Below are 19,011 nucleotides of genomic sequence, written 5' to 3'. Positions count from 1 at the left end.
TTTAGGTCTTCCTTTTCGTATGTTTATATGTTATAAAAATTTCATTATTTTTTACATCTATGACAGCAGTACCGCCGTTACTAAGCTTTCCAAAAAGTACTTCATCTACGAGCAGTGTCTTAACCTTATCCTGAACCACTCTTAATATTTCCCTTGCACCGAAAATTGATGAAAGGCCTTTATTAGAGAGCCATTTATAGCAGCCTTCAGTTACCTTAAGGCTAATATTCTTTGAAATGAGCTTTGCTTCAAAATCACGCATTGCCTTTCTTGCAATCAGAGAAGCCATTTCTTCATTGATATGATTAAACACGACTATTTCATCAAGCCTGTTTCTGAATTCAGGTAAGAAAGTGCGTTCAACCTCTTTTGTAATAGAGCTTTTATCAACCTGCTTGTTTTCAAAGCCGATCAATGCTTTTCCAACTTCTCTTGCCCCTGCATTGGACGTCATTATGATGATAACATTCCTAAAATCAGCTTTTTTTCCGGTATTATCTGTTAAAGTTGAATAATCCATAATCTGCAAAAGCACATTATAAATGTCGGGATGAGCCTTTTCTATTTCATCAAGGAGCAATACACAATATGGTGTTTTCCTTATAGAGTCTGTCAATAGGCCGCCCTCTTCATAGCCTACATATCCGGGAGGTGCACCAATGAGCCTTGCTACTGTGTGCTTCTCCTGGTATTCACTCATGTCAAAACGGACAAGAGGTATGCCCATTGAATTAGCCAGTTGTTTTGATATTTCTGTTTTACCGACACCTGTAGGACCGACAAAAAGTAGTGAAGCAACAGGCTTTTCTCCCTCAAGAAACCCGGCCCTAGACATTTTTATAGCCCTGACAACTGTTTCAATAGCATGATCCTGTCCAAATATATTTGATTTAAGGTTCATCTCAAGGTCTTTAAGTTTTGAGATTTCATTACCTGAAATACTTTGCTCGGGTATTTTGGCAATTTGGGAAAGTGTTCTCTCAATGTCCTTACCTGTAATTAATATTTCTTCATCTTCATTTCCGGTCAATCTGGCATAAGCACCGGATTCATCAATGAGGTCAATAGCTTTGTCAGGCAGATACCTGTCATTAATATATTTTGCAGACAATTCTGCAGCTAAGTTTATGGCTTCATCTGTGTATTTAACGCTATGGAAGCCTTCGTATTTTTCCTTTAATCCATTTAATATAAGTTTAGTTTCGTCAATGGATGGTTCAAGTATCTCAATTTTTTGAAATCTTCTTGATAATGCCCTGTCCTTGTCGAAATACTTTTTATACTCTTCATAGGTGGTTGAGCCTATAAATCTCATCTTTCCCGAGGTAAGAAAGGGCTTTAATATGTTTGATGCATCCATTGAACCTGAAACAGATCCTGCTCCAACTACATTATGAATTTCATCAATATATACAATAGCATTGCCTAGCTCTTCAATTTCATTTAAAACTTTTTAATTCGTTCTTCAAAATCCCCTCTGTATTTGGTTCCTGCAAGCAATGAACCCATATCAAGAGAATAAATGTTGCTGTCCTTAAGAGATTTAGGAACCTCTCCATTATATATCATGCTGGCAAGGCCTTCGGTAACTGCTGTTTTACCAACACCCGGATCACCTACATGCACAGGGTTGTTTTTAATTCTTCTTGCAAGAACCTGAATAGTTCTCTGTATGATATCCTTCCTTCCGATAAGGGGATCTATATCACCGTTTTTAGCCTTTTCAATCAGGTTTACGGTATACTTTTCAAGGAATTTCTGTTTTTTGGGTTTATCATCGGTATCAGAATACCCCATTTCCTCTTCTATTTCTTCTTCCATTTCCTCTATAAATTCTTCAGAATCCGAATCCATATCGGAATCACCATGGGAAATATAACGCAGTACATTTAGCCTTGTTACTCCGTTTTTTTCCAGAATATAATGAGAAAAGGACTCCTCCAGATCTAAAATCGAGGCATAAATATCGCCTATTTTTATAAGATCCTTGCCGGATGATACCATATGGAACGCTGCGTTATTTATGACAGAGTTAACCCCATCAGAAGCTGCAGGTTCTGCATTATCAATGGCATCCATATTATCCTTGAAAAATCTGTCAAGGTCGTTCTTTATACCTTCAATGTCTCCGCCACAATTTAAAATGATATCTTTTCCTTCTTCAAAAAACAGTGAAGAGTATAATATATGTTCAGGAGTAAAATACTCATGATTTCTAAATTTTGCTTCATTATATGCCGCGTAGATTATTTTATCAGCGATATTGTCCAAATTCATTTTAACCTCCTATTATCTAGGTCGTAAATGTTAAAGTTTTTTATACCTTATTCTTTTTCCATAATAGATTTTAGCGGATATCCTGATTCTGCTGCCATACTTTCAACCTGATTTATCTTAGTTAATGCAATGTCATAGGTATACAAGCCAACAATGCCTTTACCCTTTTTATGGACATCCAACATAATTAGGGTTGCTTCTGTAATACTTTTATGAAAAACTACCATTAAAACATTTATCACAAATTCCATTGTAGTGTAGTCATCATTCAATAGAATAACTCGATACATGTTTGGTTTTTTAATTAAGTTTTTAATATCCTCTTTAGATATTACTTTGTCAGACATAAAAACCTCACCTTTTACTTTATGCTTAATATTATAATAATGCTCTATTACCGGATTAGTGAATCATTGAAGACTTTCCGGAATTTTATTTTCCTTGTTCATTGTATATGGCTTAAATGATGATTTTACAATTGAATCCTCCTTGTCCATTTCAAGCACACCATGATGATAGAAATTATTTCTATAATAATACCTAAGGTCGGTAAATGTATAGCGGTTTATTTCTCCAATTGATTCGGCCGATACATGAAAAACAGGAGTAAAATCCGTAAAAAACCTGCCTAATGTCGAATTTAAGGCCTTGTCAATTTTATTATAATGAAGTTTAGAGAATTTTTCTATAATATTTATTTTCCATTCAATATATTCTTTTCTCCAACAAGTAACACTTCCTTATCCTCCAAAACAAAATGCCATCTGAAGGTAGCCAGCATTGAAGGTATGACTGCTGTAATTCTCATAGATGGATAAGCCTTTTTAAGTTCATCTTTTATAAGTAGTTTATATAACAACCTCAGTAGTAGATACAATCCCAATATAAGAATGGATAATAAACCCGTACTGCTGTTGCCGAATATATACCCTAAAAGGAAAAGTATTACCAAAGGATTAATAATTACTATAAGATTTAATGCTAATTTCCTCTTATAAAAGGGCCAGAGGAATTTTGCACCATAGGAGTTTAATATGTCGGAAACTGTGTGGGACAAACAGCCTATCATGGAGCACAGAAAAATACTAAGAAAGCTTGAAGCCGGATAAATTAACCTTAGTGCTACGGAAATAAATAATGACGATATTATAAGGCCTATTATTGAGTGTGTTGCAGCTCGGTGATTTTTTAAATATACATAATTACCCCACTTTTTTAAAACGATGTCTATATCAGGGAAGACAGAACCTACTACCAGTCCTATGTTTTCTGGTGCTGAAAAATTAATACCATAACCCACTGCCTTTGATAAAGCAGTACCGATGACAGCGTGTGAAAAAGGGTCCATTAGACTTACCTCCATAAAATGGCTTTTAATATGGCTCAAAAGTTCAATCACTTTTAATCTTTAAATTATATCGGCATAATTATTGTATAATGACAGCGATCTTTAAATATGCCTAAAATAAAATATAACACACAAGTGACTAAAGCTTCAAGTCACTTGTATGTTATATGGGAATAAACAAGTGGTCAATATATGCTATTTATATTAACAGTGATTAATCTTATAATAAATTATTAATTATATTTTCAATCTGGTTTTAAATCTTTCAATGGCTTTTTCTGTATTTTCCTTGCTGCCAAAGGCTGTAAGCCTGAAATATCCCTGACCGCTCGGACCAAAACCTACTCCTGGAGTTCCTACAATATTTGCTTCAGTGAGAAGTTTATCGAAGAAAGACCATGAGTCCATGCCGTTTGGTGTTTTAAGCCATATATATGGTGCGTTTACACCGCCAAAGACTTCCAGTCCAATTGATTTTATGCCTTCCCTAATTATAGCAGCGTTGGTCATATAATAATCAACCAGGGCTTTTATTTGTTTTTGGCCTTCTTCAGTATATACAGCAGCAGCTCCCTTTTGGATGATATATGGTACACCATTAAATTTGGTTGTCTGTCTTCTGTTCCACAGCTTATTAAGTTGTATGGCTTCGCCGTCCTTAGTGTAAGCCATAACTTCCTTCGGAACAACAGTATATGCACACCTTGTACCGGTAAAACCTGCATTTTTTGAGAAGCTGCGGAATTCAATTGCAACTTCCTTAGCACCTTCAATCTCATAAATGCTGTGAGGTATATCAGATTCCTGAATGTATGCCTCATATGCACCATCATAAAGAATGATTGCCTTATTTGCTTTTGCATAATCAACCCATTTTTTTAGCTCGCATTTTGGTATTGTCATACCTGTCGGGTTGTTAGGGAAGCATAGGTATATTATATCTACTTTGTTTTTAGGAAGCTCCGGTATGAATTTGTTCTCTGCAGTACAAGGAATATAGGTAATCTTGTCAAATTTACCATCTGAGCCGAGAACTCCAGCTCTACCCGCCATTACATTGGTGTCAACATAAACAGGGTAAACAGGGTCGGTAACAGCGATCATATTGTCCAAACCGAATATTTCCTGAATATTACCAGTATCACATTTTGAACCGTCACTTATAAAAACCTCGTCGTTGTCCAATTTTATACCCCTTGGAGTATAATCATATTCAATTACCTTTTGTATAAGAAAATCATAACCCTGTTCAGGTCCATAGCCTTTAAATGTTTGTAAATCAGCCATTTCGTCAACTGCTTTATGGAGGCTTTCAATTATTGCCGGAGGAAGTGCTCTTGTAACATCCCCAATACCTAAACGGATAATATCTGCGTCAGGATTATCATTCTTAAATTTTGCCACCCTTCTGCCTATTTCTGCAAACAAGTAACTTCCAGGTAACTTTAAATAATTTTCATTTACTAAAGCCATAAATATCTCCTTCCAGATTTACTTTATATTTAAAATATATAAATTTTGCTTTATATAATTATTTCGCCATCAAATACCTTAGTTGCAGGACCTGTCATATAAACGTGATTGTCATTTTCATTCCACTCAATAATTAGATCACCGCCAAGAAGCTTAATAACAGCCTTTCTCTCACACAAGCCATTGAGACAGGATGCTACAAGAACAGCACAGGCACCGGTTCCGCACGCAAGAGTTTCACCTGCACCTCTTTCCCATACCCGCATTTTTAGTGTGTTTCTGTCTATTATCTCAACAAACTCCGCATTAACCTTTCTTGGGAAAATATTATGTGTTTCCATTTTTGGTCCTACTTCTTCCAATGGGAAGTTTATAACGTCATCCACATAGGTAACCGCATGGGGATTTCCCATTGATACACAGGTTATTTTATATATGTCAGATCCAATCTGAACAGGTTGGGATATAACAATGTCCTTACTGCTTACAACAGGTATTTTTTCTGGAGATAATATAGGTTCACCCATATCAACCTTAACAAGAGTTACTTTATTATCTGTTATCTGCATATCAAGAATTTTTATACCTGCCAGTGTTTCAATAGATATTGTGGTTTTATCGGTCAACTTGTTATCATATACAAATTTCCCCACACATCTGATGGCATTGCCGCACATTTCAGACTCTGAACCGTCCGAGTTAAACATCCTCATTGTAAAATCTGCTGTCAAAGACGGTAATATCATTACCAGGCCGTCCGATCCTATGCCGAAGTGCCTGTCGCTTATTTTTTTTGAGACTTCTGAGGGATTTTCTATTGTTTCCTCCAAACAATTAACATAAATATAATCGTTTCCGATTCCATGCATTTTTGTAAATTTCATACTAAACCTCCGGTGCATAATATTTATTTAAAAATGCTGTTGTCAGCGAGATTTGCATATATGCCATATTAAACTTTTAATATATATAATAATTTCTGACCACAACACCATGGTATAAAATACTAACATTAATCAATAAGCATTTATATTATAGCATATTCAGTTGAAATATCAAAAGAATTTTGCAAGATTTATAATTGAAAATTGCAAAAAAATATTTTTATGAAAACTTAAAACTGGATGGGCTAATATTTTAAATAATTATAGGTATTGATATGTAAAAGAATATGATATACTACATTAAAGTTTTATTAAAAGGGTGATATTATGCCGAAGAAAGTCGGAAGAACGTACAAGAAAGCCGGATTGCCGCCTGGAACCCTTATTCATATAGGTGAAATAAAAAATGAACATCCGGCTGTTACTGTTGTAGATTATGATGACAATAATTTATCTATAGAAAAGTCATTACCAATAAAGGCTGCTCTTTCTAAGAAAAAGGATGCATCCTACAGGTGGATTAATTTAGACGGCATTCACGATTCAAATATCATTAACAGCATAGGCAGTTTTTATGGTATTCATCCTTTGGTTTTAGAGGATATCCAGAATACAGGACAAAGACCTAAAGTAGAAGAATATGAAGGATATTTATATATTGTTGTCAGAATGATATATTTTGATAATAATATCAATGAGATTACAACTGAGCAGGTTAGTATAATAATAGGAAAAGATTATTTACTCACCTTTCAGGAGAATAAGGACAATTTTTTTATTCCTCTCATTGAAAGGATATCAAAGGGAATCAGCAATATAAGAAAAATGGGAATTGACTATCTTTTATATGCCATATTGGATTTAATAGTGGACAGCTATTTTCTAGTCCTTGAAAAAACAGGGGAAGAGATTGAGTTATCGGAGGATTCCATGGTTATATCTCCCAGGCCTGAAACCCTTAGAAAGGTACATGGACTTAAAAGAGAAATGTTATACATGCATAAGGCTATTTGGCCATTGCGGGAAGTTGTTGGAGGGCTCCAAAGGCGTGAGTGCTGCTTAATATCCAATACAACAAGTATTTACCTCCGAGATGTATATGATCATATTATTCAGATGATGGATACAATCGAGACATACAGGGATATTCTGTCAGGGATCGTTGATTTGTATCTGTCGGTTGCGAGCAATAAAATGAATGAAATCATGAAGTTTTTAACAGTATTTTCTGTTCTTTTTATGCCTCTAACTTTTATTGCAGGCGTCTATGGTATGAATTTTGAATACATGCCTGAGCTGAAATTTAGATACGGTTATTTGTTTGTTTTGATGGTAATGGGGGTATGTTTTATAAGTATGATTTTATTTTTTAAAAAGAGAAAATGGTTATAGGAGGGCATATAAATGTTGGAGCACATCAAAAGCCAATTAATTGAGATTGCAAAGTTAGCATACAATAAAGAAATGGTGAATACATATGAAGGAAACATATCAATAAGAAACGGCAATTATATTTGTATAACACCTAGTGGTTTTCCAAAATGTCTTTTAAAAGAAGAAAAGATTCCTGTTATAGACCTTGATGGAAATGTTATTGAGGGTAACTTGAAACCTTCATCAGAATGGAAACTGCATGCTTTATCCTATATCAATAGACCTGATATCAATGGCATTATCCATTCCCATTCACCATATACTACAGCCTATGCTGTTGCCAACAAATCAATAGAGACTAAGGCATATCCTGAAATGATTGTATTTTTTGATAAAATACCTCTTGCTGCTTATGGGACACAGTCAACTGATGACATATTTAGAGGTGTAGAGGAATTTATAGCAAATTATGATGTTATTTTGCTGGCAAATCATGGCGTTTTATCTATGGGAGAGGATGTATATAAAGCATTCTACAAGTTGGAGGCAGCAGAGAGCATTGCAAAGGTACTTATTCTTTCGGAGATGCTTGGAGGGGGAAAGGCATTGTCTGAAGAGAATCTAGAACAACTGTACAGAATTAGAAAGGGAAATCCTAAATTGTGAGCACAAATACCCTAAAATTAGATATAATTAATTATTCTTTCATGACGATATTATTATAAGAAAAATGTTAATACCTAAGTCAGGCATTTGCCATAAAAAGGTTACTAAATGATATTTGTAATTTATCATTCCAGGTATTCCAGATTAAGATAATTGAAATAAACCGATTAAAAGTTTATAATAGTAACAATGTTCCTTACTCTCGAAAAAAGTTGTTTTATATAATATAAAAGCTGCATTTGTTTGAATTGAGAAAATTGTAGTAGAATGTGGTATTGGAAATATGTACCGTTTAAATTTGTGTAAGCGGAGGGGTGTCGAATGTACGAATCAAAAAAAGTAATAAAGAAGCATATTTTGCCCTTATTGCCATTAAGAGGTCTTACGGTATTTCCGTATATGATCTTGCACTTTGATGTAGGCAGGGTAAAATCAATTAAAGCATTAGAGGAAGCAATGATTAACAATCAACTTATATTTCTGGTCACACAAAAAGAAGCAAAAAATGATTCTCCCGGTGAAGAAGATGTTTATAATGTAGGGACAATATCCAAGGTAAAACAGCTATTAAAGCTTCCTGGAGATACGATTAGGGTCCTTGTGGAAGGGGTAAGCAGAGCTGAAATCACTGAGTTTACCCAAAATGAACCGTTTTTTGCAGCTGAGGTGGAAGAGCAAATATATGTGAACGATGATAAGCAGAGTGTAGAGATCGAAGCCTTAAAAAGGAGAGTTTTATCAGCTTTTGAAGATTATGTAGGGCTTAGTAACAAGATATCTCCTGAAACAGTGCTGTCCATCACAACAATTGAAGATCCGGGACAGTTATCCGATATGGTTGCTTCCAATATATTTTTGAAGGTTGAACAGAAGCAGGAAATATTAAACGAGTTCGATCCAAAAATCAGATTGGAAAAAATACTGGAAATTCTTTTGAAGGAAATGGAAATCCTTGAGATTGAGAAAAACATTAATACCAAGGTTCGTAAGCAAATAGACAAAATGCAGAAGGAATATTACTTGAGAGAGCAGTTAAAAGCTATCCAGAGCGAACTTGGTGATAAGGAAGGCGTTACCGGCGAGGTTGAAGAATATAAGGAGAAGCTTAAGAAAGCGGAATTCCCTGAAGAAGTTGAAAAAAAGGTTCTTAAGGAATTAGACCGTCTTTTAAAAATGCAGTCCGGGTCTGCTGAAGGTTCTGTAATAAGAACATACCTTGATTGGGTTTTTGATTTGCCTTGGAATAAGGAAACAGAAGAAGTAATCGATTTGAAAAAGGCTGAAGAAATACTTGATGAAGATCACTATGGTCTTGAAAAAGTTAAAGATAGGATAGTTGAGTATTTAGCTGTTAGAAAGCTTAAGAATAATTTGAAAGGACCGATACTTTGCCTGGTAGGACCTCCGGGAGTAGGTAAAACATCTATTGCAAAGTCAATAGCACGTGCTCTAAACAGAAATTATGTCAGAATGTCTTTGGGTGGAGTAAAAGATGAGGCGGAGATTAGAGGACACAGGCGTACTTATGTAGGTGCTATGCCAGGCAGAATTATTGCTTCATTGAAACAGGCGGGCACTAAAAATCCGCTCATATTACTTGACGAAATCGATAAAATGAGCAGTGATTTCAGAGGGGACCCGGCTTCTGCCATGCTGGAAGTTTTAGACGGTGAGCAGAACTTTGCTTTCCGTGACCATTATATGGAGCTTCCATTTGATCTTTCAAATGTTATGTTCCTTACTACGGCAAACAGCCTGGAGACTATACCAAGACCGCTGTTGGACAGAATGGAAGTTATTCACATTTCCAGTTATACAGAGGAAGAAAAGGTTAATATTGCTTTAAAATATCTTATACCAAAGCAGATTGAGGCTCATGGACTTGATAAAAAGAACATAGAGATTGATGAAAATACTGCAAGGGATGTAATAAACTATTACACCAGGGAAGCTGGTGTAAGAAGTCTTGAAAGAGAGTTTGCAAATCTTTGCAGGAAAGCTGCAAGGACTATTGTTTCTTCCAGGAGCAAGACTATCAAGATAACTTCTGAAAAGCTGGAAAAATACTTGGGAGCTAAGAAATTCAGGTATGATAAGGCAAATGAGAAGGATGAAGCAGGTATAGCTACAGGTTTGGCTTGGACACCTGTTGGAGGGGATACTTTATCCATTGAAGTATCACTTATGGATGGAAACGGAAAGTTAGAACTTACAGGACATTTGGGAGATATTATGAAGGAGTCTGCGAGAGCTGCTATGAGCTTTATTAGATCTAAAGCGGATCAGCTTCATATTGACAAGAATTTTTACAATAAATTTGATATACACATTCATGTACCTGAAGGTGCTATTCCGAAGGATGGTCCCTCAGCAGGAATCACATTGGCTACTGCTATGATATCTGCACTGACAGGGCTTCCAGTTAAGAAGAATGTTGCAATGACAGGGGAAATAACGCTAAGGGGAAGGGTGCTTCCAATCGGGGGACTTAAGGAAAAGGTTCTTGCAGCACATAGAGCTGGAATTAATACTGTTATTGTACCAATGGACAATAAGAAGGATATTGATGATATTCCGGAAAATGTAAGAAAGAAGGTTAAGTTTGTGCTTGCTTCAGATATGGAAACGGTTATAAGCACAGCTCTAGCCAAGCCAAACTTCAAAAGATTGAAAAACAAGATGCCGGATAAGTTGTCCGATGAGGTAATTGCAGAGGAACAGGCAGCAGTTACCAGCCTGGAAAAGGGAATTATCAATATAGAACAGTAAGCCTGATTAAAAGGCATAAATAAAGCCATTAATCATAGATAAAACGGAGTTCTATGGTTAATGGCTTTATATTTAATCATTCTTTAAGCATGTTGAAAATATAACTTCCCGTATAATTTCGCTTTCGTGTTAACTTAACTCGTGAACACACGCTCAAAACGGGAAGTAATATTTCAATCATTCTTTAAGCATGTTGAAAATATAACTTCCCGTATAATTTCGCTTTCATGTTAACTTAACTCGTGAACACACGCTCAAAACGGGAAGTAATATTTCAATCATTCTTTTAATAGCGTTTATTTATATAATCATCGACGAGAGACGTCCTAGTTTCGTTTATAAAGACATTTTCTCTTATAAGTGTGTTTAGTAGTGTTTCGTTTTTTGAGTGCAAAATAAGACTATCATAGTCCTTTAAAACTATTTCGAAAAGTTTTCTTTTTAAAGCAGGGGACTTAACTCTAACATAATAAGCTTCAACACCTTGATAATCTATAAGCTGTAATAGTTTTAACGTAACATGGTCTTTCTTGGAGTAAAAATAGTTAGCCTGCTCGAGGAAATCATCTTTTGCACCATGTTTGTGGCTTAGTTCATGGGCACGTTTCTGATAGTATTTAGCAATAACGTTGTAGTATTGATAATTAAAGATGGCCTTCTTCACATTGTCAAGTTTCTTGAAAGGAACAAGATCTGTCGAGTTAATATAAGCATAGTTTGCTTCAATAAATTCATCCTTTGTCATGTCACCTTTTGTGTACTGCTCAATCAGGCTTTGTCTGTGTATTAGAAATTTATCAAATTTACTTAATATCATATATAACCTGCTTTCGAAGAAAAATGTCTAAATTTGCTGCTAATTTTGCGAGAATTTTGTCCGAAAATATAATAAATTTTAAAATTTTACTTGTAAAAATGTTAATATTATATTAATTTATATATATATAAATGTAAAGCTTTAAGATATTATTATTTACATTATAAATTTTTATAAGGCATTTCAAAAATTATACTATATAATCTGTTGGTTTGTGCGTTTATACGTTAAATGCAAGATTTATGGTGATTTCAATTTAGTTCTTTTCAGGGGGATAAAGTAATTATTAGCTGGTAGGTAATGTTTGGAAAGTTTTCCGTTAACATGCCATATGTATCAAGTGCGTCTTTCTTAATCTGTATAGTGAATTATGGTAAGAAAATGGATTAGTTTTTTAATGTATGTGGAACTACTATAAAAACTATAAGGGGGCCTTTATGTACCAGTATTTTGTAGTTACGATAACGCTGGCTGTAATGTCATCTGTTTTATTTGCAAATTTTCTGGATAAGAAAAGCATGACAAAGAAGCATAAGGTTATGGCAGTTGTATTGTGCACTATGTTGGTCGCTCTTTTAAGCAGTCTTTTTCCAATAATTTCTGGGTTGATTTTAAACATAACTACCAGAATTAATGAGATATTACATATTAATTTGTGGACAGGTTTTTCATTTACAGTTATTTTTATCGTGTATTTAGGAGGAATTTTAATAATTTCTGTATATTTGTCTACTATAGCAATAAGTGAAGATGATGCAAATGGTGAAAGAAAAAATGTTCCTATTTGGGCAATGATCCATAAATTACTATCATGGAGGGGTGCTCCGGCGTTAGAGCCTGTTACAAATGAGTCGCCACCAATAGAAAACAGTTGTGCAAGTAATTACCATGTCCCTGTTTTGCAAGGGCTGTAGAGTTTGGACAAAATATATTACAAAAACCTGTTGACAGTCAGAAAAATATTGATACAATTGGTATAGATACTATTAATGTTAGTGGGCAAAGTTTTGATATTAAGGATAATCAATCCAAAGAAGCTGTCAAAAGCGTCGAGTACCTTGTCGAGGAAGATTTTTATAACGAAGTTGAAGTAGAAGAACCGGAGGGCTTAGAAGAAGTCGCTATTAATGAAGTTGAAATAGAGGAGCCTGAGGTTTTAGAGGAAGTCAATATCGAAGATGAAATAGAAATTCCAGAGTTGTATACCGAAGAAATTGAAATAATAACCCAAGAAGAAGTAGTAATTGAGGCAATAGATGAAAGTGATAGTGAAGAGCTAGAGGCTATAGAAGAGCTAGAGGCTATAGAAGAGCTCGAAGCTATAGAAGAAATTGCTATTAATGAAGTTGAAATAGAAGAACCGGGGACCTTAGAAGAAGTGGCTATTAATGAAGTTGAAATAGAGGAGCCTGAGGCTTTAGAAGAAGTCAATATTGAAGAAGAAATAGAAATCCCAGAATTGCATGCTGAAGAAATTGAAATAATAACCCAGGAAGAAGTAGTAATTGAGGCAATAGATGAAAGTGATAGTGAAGAGCTAGAGGCTATAGAAGAGCTCGAAGCTATAGAAGAAATTGCTATTAATGAAGTTGAAGTAGAAGAACCGGGGACCTTAGAAGAAGTGGTTATTAATGAAGTTGAAATAGAGGAGCCTGAGGCTTTAGAAGAAGTCAATATTGAAGAAGAAATAGAAATCTCAGAATTGCATGCTGAAGAAATTGAAATAATAACCCAGGAAGAAGTAGTAATTGAGGCAATAGATGAAAGTGATAGTGAAGAGCTAGAGGCTATAGAAGAGCTCGAAGCTATAGCAGAAATTGCTATTAATGAAGTTGAAGTAGAAGAACCGGAGGCCTTAGAAGAAGTCGCTATTAATGAAGTTGAAATAGAGGAGCCTGAGGCTTTAGAAGAAGTAAATATTGAAGAAGAAATAGAAATCCTAGAATTACATTCCGAAGAAATTGAAATAATAACCCAGGAAGAAGTAGTATTAGAAGGAACAAGTGAAATTGATAGCGAAGAGCCTGAGATTGAAGAAAATATAGAATCTAACCTATTTAGCCACATAAGTGACGAGACTAATGTAAATACTATTGATGAAACTGATAATTTTGATAATACTAATGAGGCTAGCAGCGTTGACCGATTGATTGATGAAGCGTTCCTTTTAAAAGCTTCAGGAGATCTAGAGGGAGCAATTTTAAATTACATGTATGCACTTGAACATGATATTGAGGACCAGGTAGTATTTTGGTTGGTGTTAGATATATGCGTATTGTACAAGCAGCTAGGAAAGTCTGATTTGGCAAAAGATATATTGGAGAGTTATGTTACCAATTATGGAAGTATTATGAATGAAGATGTTAAGACCCAGATTATCAGTAATTTATAATAAATTAATGCAGTTTGATAAAAAGCAGCTTTAGAAGGGGGTTCCACGGTAATGAAAAAAACTCAGGAAGTATTAGGTTTGCCCATAATAAGCATTTCTGATGGAGTTGAAGTAGGCAAGGTTAAAAGTATTCTTGTAAACGCTATTGAAGGTACAGTTGACTACATAGTTGTAGACAGCGGTATTCAGATATTGAGTGCACGGGTTATTTCAACCTCAAGCGTTTTGGGAATGGGGGAATATGCACTTACCATAGAAAACGATAGTGCTATTAACGATATAGGTAGGATACCTGCCGCAATAGACCTACTGCAGAAAAACATTCAAGTCAAAGGTTCCAAGGTTCTTACTAAAAAGGGTCGGTTAATCGGGGAAATCGGAGATTTTTACTTTGATGAAGATAATAACTGCAGGATTACTGGCCTTGAGTATATTGCCGATATAACTCACAAAAAGGTAAGGATAATTCCAAGGAATAATGTAATAACTTTTGGTAAAAATTTAATTGTTGTTACAGAAGATGTTGAAAGTAAGTTGTTGGATAACTTATCCCAGCTTAGTTCTGGAGAGGGCCAACCTGAAAACGAAAAAAAAAATTCGACCACTATAGATAATGTTTCTATTAAAGAGGATGTTAAGGGAATAAGTAAAGCTATAGATGAATTAACCGCCGATATAGATGGACTGTTAGCTAAAGAAGGGGATACTTTTTTTAAAGAGGCTCAAGAATCAAATACAAATGTGAATGAAGACAATAGCTTATATACTTCTGCTGAGGTACCGGAAAATAATGTTGATCGGATGAATCAACCTTTGCAAAGCTACATTGATGAAACGGATTTAATAAAAACAGAAGAGACAGAATCTTTTATGCAGGAAGAAATAACCGTCAATGAAGAGGTTCAGCATCAAACAAACATGGATCAGAATGTAAAAAGTAGTACAAATCAAGGGTATGCCAATACAAATTCAGAGCTTAAGACAAGCACTCAAAGCTTGTTTGAACAACGTCAAAAACAGTATCTTAATGGGAGAAAAGCAACCAAAACCATAACTGATAATGCAGGCAAGGTTATAGTCAGCTCAGGGGAAATTATAAATGAAGACATGATAGATATAGCAAAAAACAATGGAAAGCTTATAGAGCTGGTTATGAACAATAAAGCCTAATATGTGTAGTCAGGTATTACCTAGACATTAAAAATCGTGAAAGATATAAAACTTTATACTTTGTTTAAGGTATAAAGTTTTTTAATATTTAGGAAATTGCTAAAACAAACGTATTTGGGAGTGAAATAGTTGAAAAGATGGAAATTTGCCATAGCACTAACTTTTTTAATATTTCTTATAACGGCATTAGTATCAACGGCAGGTCTTTTGGTGGCAGGTGTGTTGACCAAAGATAAGGTTCCTCCCGGTATCAGTGTTGGGCAAATTGATATTGGTAGATTACCAAAGCAGGAAGCTGCCAAAAAGATTGAAGAGTATTACGGTAACATTTTTAAAAATGAATATATTAAAATTGAATGTAATGTGGAAAATACAAATAAAAGTTTTAAGATAAAATGCTCTGATATAGAATTATATCCAAAGGCTCAAGAAACTGTGGATTTTGCAATTTCCAAAAAAGGCAGAGGTGCTTTTGAGAGAATAATATATGGTTATTTTGTTCAAAAAGCAGTCAAAGCACCGCTAAAAATATACTATAACAATGACAAGCTCAGGCAAAATCTCATGTCCCTTGCAGCCCTTATAGAGAAGAAATCGAGGAATGCAAATATTTACCTTCTAGATGGAAGGCTGACAAAGGATGACAGTCAAAATGGTGTTGTTCTGAATATTGAAAACTCAATTGAAAAAATAATAAAATCAATTTCTGAAAATGTTAATACTCCAATAGTATTTGATTATAAAAAAAATTATGAAATCAATATTATTGAGCCTGAATTTTCACAGGAGAAACTAAAGGCTATTGAAGATGTTATTGCGACCTACTCTACAGAGATAAAATCCGACCAAAATGTAGGGGATATAAAGCTTGCATCCAAAGCTATAAACAAGATATGGCTTAATGGTGCTGCTACTAGCGGAGATAAGCCGGTTGAGTTTTCATTTAATAACTATTTGAGAAAAGAAGCTGCAATTATGGAAAAGAATAATGAGGGGTATAACCAAGTAGCATCAACACTGTATGCAGCCCTACTGTTAACTGATATTGACAGGGCGGGTGTAACCAGGGTATCTCATGAATCCTCAGTGGACTATATTGAGCCAGGTCTTGATGTTGTTGTGTTTGGAGATACTATTGATTTCAAATTTATTAACAGTATGGAAAATCCCATTATGATTTTTCATCGGTAAAGAATAATAAGATAACTGTAAGCATTGCAGGCAAAAAGAAAGATAAATCTGTAGTTAGTAACTTGAAGGTTGATATTGAGGACAGGTATCCTCAGGCCGTCATTAATGTTGAGGATGAGAGTCTTGAACCAGGGGACAAAAAGATTATTAGCAGCGGAAAGGAAGGGGTATTAGTTAAGGTTAGCCTTCAAACTGAAAAGGAAGGCATAGTTGTTGATAAAAAAGTGTTGTATAAGCAAAAATATAAGCCGGCTGATTCCATAGTACAAATAGGAGGAGCCGGCAACAATGATAATAATAGCCCGAAATAAAAATAACTTCCCCTGAAAACTTAAGAAGGGAAAGTCGTTTTTATCATTAATTATCATATAAATATTAGATTAAAAATAGGATTTTATTGTTTCAAAGGCATTGTATTCAACAATTTTTGTACCATATTCATTGAGATATCCCTCATAAAACGCTGCATTGGTAATTTTCCTTCCAAATTCGCTCATCATAGCTTCTAAAGTTTTGGTATCGGTATTTCCAAAACTGTAACGTGTAAGTACTAAATAGTAGAAATTCTTATATCTATATAGGGTACTCTCGCCTGAATAAATCAAGGATATTTTGTTCGCAAGTGCCAGTACATCTTCGAATGTGCTGAAGGAATATATCAAAACTGAAGACCAAATTTTTTTGTTTTTTCTCTTAGCTTTTAAATCAGATTTTTTAAATCTGTTCTTGATGTACTTCTGAATAGACTCAAAATCATTGTCTTCATCAATTCTGGTTATTGTTATGACAAAACCTTCCGTAGAATCTGGAGTTGCTTCAATACAAAGCTGGGAATCGGAAGAATTAAAACCATATTCAATTTCTGCCTGTTCCATCATATCCCAGAATAATTCCTGTGTAGCCGGGGAATTATAATTTAGGGTTGATAAATCTATATTTCTTTCATCCAAATCATCTTTGGATATTGTAACCTTTATTTTGTTATCATTTATTTTTTCTATCTTCATACGCATCACCACAATCTATTGACATATTTTTCATGACATAGTCACGTTTTCAAAATCTCAAGTGATTTTGTTCTTGCCAAAGAATTGATAAAATCCTATTCAAATCAATTAATGTCTTAGGTATTAATAAATAAATAACTGGCCAACCGGGCATTTCAAAAAGCTGAATTAATGATATTACACAAAAAATACTTGATAATGTATTTTTGAAATGCCTTTATACATTATAGAAAATAATATATATCAAGGTGCGTAATTTATATAATATATAAATCGAATATTTACTTGACAGTATTTATATTTACTTAAATATATTATACTTCCAAAACATAAAAAAGAGAAGTAAAAAAAATTAACATTATTGAATTTATTTATCTCTAGAAAATTATGGTTCATGCTGCACCTATTTCAAGTGTATACAATAAAAACTTTACTATTATCGTTTATTTAATCAAATAATAATTAAGGAATGATTAAATTACTAAATATAGATGTCAATTTATTTGGAGGGTGTTTTATGGTTGAAAACAATGAGAACCAGCTCTACGGAGATAATAATATAAAAACTGTTGATGTGGTATATTCAAAGGACAAAGACTTTTATAGGGGCGGTAGCGGAGAATTGAGATATAAGGCGGAGGGACTTTTTAAAAAGGCTAAGGAAAAGGGAATATCAATAGAAAGTATAGAAATAAGTGTGTTGAGGGAAAATAGAGAAGAGTTTCCAGGTGTAGGGACTGTAGAATTGCCTACATATGTTGTAAAAGTTGTAGGCAAGGATCTAAACAGCGGACAATCAATTGTAGATGGGAAACACTTAGATTTTTTTAACAGGTATCAGAATTATTTGGCAGAAAAGATTGAGTCAAAGAACCTTGTAAGGGACGAAACCGGAAGGGTGTTAAGAGATAACAATAAACCTAGGATTAAGAATGATATGGAACTTACTTTGTCGGACAAGGAAAAGTTTTTAATTGCAAAAGAATTGATCGATGATAAGGAGTTTGGTCTTGAGAAAACAATTACAGGTGCTTGTGACAGAGTTATCAGAAAGTTGATGGGAGAAAATGATTGGCTGTTTCCCGGAGAGGTAAGACTTCTTGATGAGGAGTTTAAAAAGGTTCAGTCAAAGATTAATGCTCCAACTGTTAATGCATCAACCGCTAATGCACCATCAGCCAATACGACACAGTCTAATACTGCAAGGAATCTGGATAGCGAAGCCGCTGTTAATAAAAAAGCTACAGCAAGGCAGATTAATTACCTTAAGGTGAAGATGAAAACATCAGGGATAGATCCTGATAACGAAAATCTTAGAAAAGAATTCCTAAAACAGGCAGGATGTGAAAATGGACTGATTGAGGACCTGAACATGGCAGAGATGAGTAAGATTTTAGACAAATTTGATCATATTGCAGCAAAGGTGAAAGAATCCATTCATTAAGAACTATTCTTAAAGATGGGTTCAATTCCCATTTTAATATAATTAGTCAAATAGTATAATTACATCAAACTATTTTCGAAATATTTATAGCATTGTTGAAAATTATGTGTTAAATAGATATAATATGGTTTGATGATAAAGTAATAATGAATGTTATTTTGATGGAATTTATCATACAAAAGGATTATTAGGTACAATT

Annotated in this window: 15 protein-coding genes and 1 pseudogene; 9 read left to right on the top strand and 7 right to left on the bottom strand. The window is 34.3% G+C overall.

Going from position 1 to position 19,011, the window contains the following annotated elements; all coding sequences use genetic code 11:
• Position 1: 1 nt before the first annotated feature.
• The 5 genes and pseudogenes from clpA to dapF all read right to left on the bottom strand — a co-directional run bounded on the left by clpA (position 2) and on the right by dapF (position 5,982).
• A pseudogene (gene clpA, locus Bccel_RS11370) lies at positions 2 to 2,277 on the bottom strand (ATP-dependent Clp protease ATP-binding subunit ClpA).
• Between the two features lie 47 nt (positions 2,278 to 2,324).
• A complete protein-coding gene (locus Bccel_RS11365) occupies positions 2,325 to 2,624 on the bottom strand; it encodes an ATP-dependent Clp protease adaptor ClpS (RefSeq protein WP_036941660.1) in 300 nt (99 codons plus the stop codon).
• A gap of 347 nt (positions 2,625 to 2,971) precedes the next feature.
• Positions 2,972 to 3,625, bottom strand: coding sequence for a metal-dependent hydrolase (locus Bccel_RS11360; RefSeq protein ID WP_050753388.1), 654 nt, complete (start codon positions 3,623 to 3,625; stop codon positions 2,972 to 2,974).
• A 237-nt stretch (positions 3,626 to 3,862) separates the two neighbouring features.
• Positions 3,863 to 5,098, bottom strand: a complete 1,236-nt coding sequence (locus Bccel_RS11355) for an LL-diaminopimelate aminotransferase (RefSeq protein ID WP_036941662.1) — start codon at positions 5,096 to 5,098, stop codon at positions 3,863 to 3,865.
• Between the two features lie 50 nt (positions 5,099 to 5,148).
• Positions 5,149 to 5,982, bottom strand: a complete 834-nt coding sequence (gene dapF, locus Bccel_RS11350; RefSeq protein WP_036941665.1) for a diaminopimelate epimerase — start codon at positions 5,980 to 5,982, stop codon at positions 5,149 to 5,151.
• Between the two features lie 327 nt (positions 5,983 to 6,309).
• Between dapF and corA the strand changes: the two genes are divergently transcribed.
• From corA to lon, 3 genes are all read left to right on the top strand, one after another.
• Positions 6,310 to 7,374, top strand: coding sequence for a magnesium/cobalt transporter CorA (gene corA, locus Bccel_RS11345; protein ID WP_036941668.1), 1,065 nt, complete (start codon positions 6,310 to 6,312; stop codon positions 7,372 to 7,374).
• A 12-nt stretch (positions 7,375 to 7,386) separates the two neighbouring features.
• A complete protein-coding gene (locus Bccel_RS11340) occupies positions 7,387 to 8,022 on the top strand; it encodes a class II aldolase/adducin family protein (protein WP_036941671.1) in 636 nt (211 codons plus the stop codon).
• A gap of 321 nt (positions 8,023 to 8,343) precedes the next feature.
• Complete coding sequence (gene lon / locus Bccel_RS11335) at positions 8,344 to 10,791, top strand: endopeptidase La (RefSeq protein WP_036941674.1); 2,448 nt, start codon at positions 8,344 to 8,346, stop codon at positions 10,789 to 10,791.
• A gap of 286 nt (positions 10,792 to 11,077) precedes the next feature.
• Here lon and Bccel_RS11330 read toward each other — a convergent pair whose 3' ends face one another.
• A complete protein-coding gene (locus Bccel_RS11330; RefSeq protein ID WP_036941676.1) occupies positions 11,078 to 11,608 on the bottom strand; it encodes a DUF6648 family protein in 531 nt (176 codons plus the stop codon).
• A gap of 437 nt (positions 11,609 to 12,045) precedes the next feature.
• Here Bccel_RS11330 and Bccel_RS11325 point away from each other — a divergent pair, with 437 nt between their 5' ends.
• The 5 genes from Bccel_RS11325 to Bccel_RS11305 all read left to right on the top strand — a co-directional run bounded on the left by Bccel_RS11325 (position 12,046) and on the right by Bccel_RS11305 (position 16,672).
• The gene (locus Bccel_RS11325; RefSeq protein WP_050753387.1) at positions 12,046 to 12,522 is read left to right on the top strand and encodes a hypothetical protein; all 477 of its coding nucleotides are present in this window, start codon (positions 12,046 to 12,048) and stop codon (positions 12,520 to 12,522) included.
• 284 nt (positions 12,523 to 12,806) lie between these two features.
• Positions 12,807 to 14,000: a hypothetical protein gene (locus tag Bccel_RS11320; protein WP_050753386.1), complete on the top strand. Its 1,194-nt coding sequence runs from the start codon at positions 12,807 to 12,809 to the stop codon at positions 13,998 to 14,000.
• A gap of 51 nt (positions 14,001 to 14,051) precedes the next feature.
• Positions 14,052 to 15,170 (top strand): PRC-barrel domain-containing protein, encoded by a 1,119-nt coding sequence (locus Bccel_RS29640; RefSeq protein WP_152965988.1) that lies wholly within the window; start codon positions 14,052 to 14,054, stop codon positions 15,168 to 15,170.
• A 129-nt stretch (positions 15,171 to 15,299) separates the two neighbouring features.
• On the top strand, positions 15,300 to 16,361 hold the full coding sequence (locus Bccel_RS11310; protein ID WP_050753385.1) for a peptidoglycan binding domain-containing protein: 1,062 nt from the start codon (positions 15,300 to 15,302) through the stop codon (positions 16,359 to 16,361).
• Between the two features lie 62 nt (positions 16,362 to 16,423).
• Positions 16,424 to 16,672, top strand: a complete 249-nt coding sequence (locus Bccel_RS11305) for a G5 domain-containing protein (RefSeq protein WP_050753384.1) — start codon at positions 16,424 to 16,426, stop codon at positions 16,670 to 16,672.
• Between the two features lie 69 nt (positions 16,673 to 16,741).
• On the opposite strand, the gene Bccel_RS11300 is transcribed toward Bccel_RS11305, so the two are convergent.
• A complete protein-coding gene (locus tag Bccel_RS11300) occupies positions 16,742 to 17,368 on the bottom strand; it encodes an adaptor protein MecA (RefSeq protein WP_036941682.1) in 627 nt (208 codons plus the stop codon).
• Positions 17,369 to 17,885: 517 nt separating this feature from the next.
• Between Bccel_RS11300 and Bccel_RS11295 the strand changes: the two genes are divergently transcribed.
• Positions 17,886 to 18,812, top strand: coding sequence for a hypothetical protein (locus Bccel_RS11295; RefSeq protein WP_050753383.1), 927 nt, complete (start codon positions 17,886 to 17,888; stop codon positions 18,810 to 18,812).
• The last annotated feature ends 199 nt before the right edge of the window (positions 18,813 to 19,011 follow it).

The organism is Pseudobacteroides cellulosolvens ATCC 35603 = DSM 2933 (assembly GCF_001262605.1).
Lineage (GTDB): Bacteria > Bacillota > Clostridia > Acetivibrionales > DSM-2933 > Pseudobacteroides > Pseudobacteroides cellulosolvens.
This window is presented reverse-complemented; position numbering and strand designations above follow the sequence as displayed.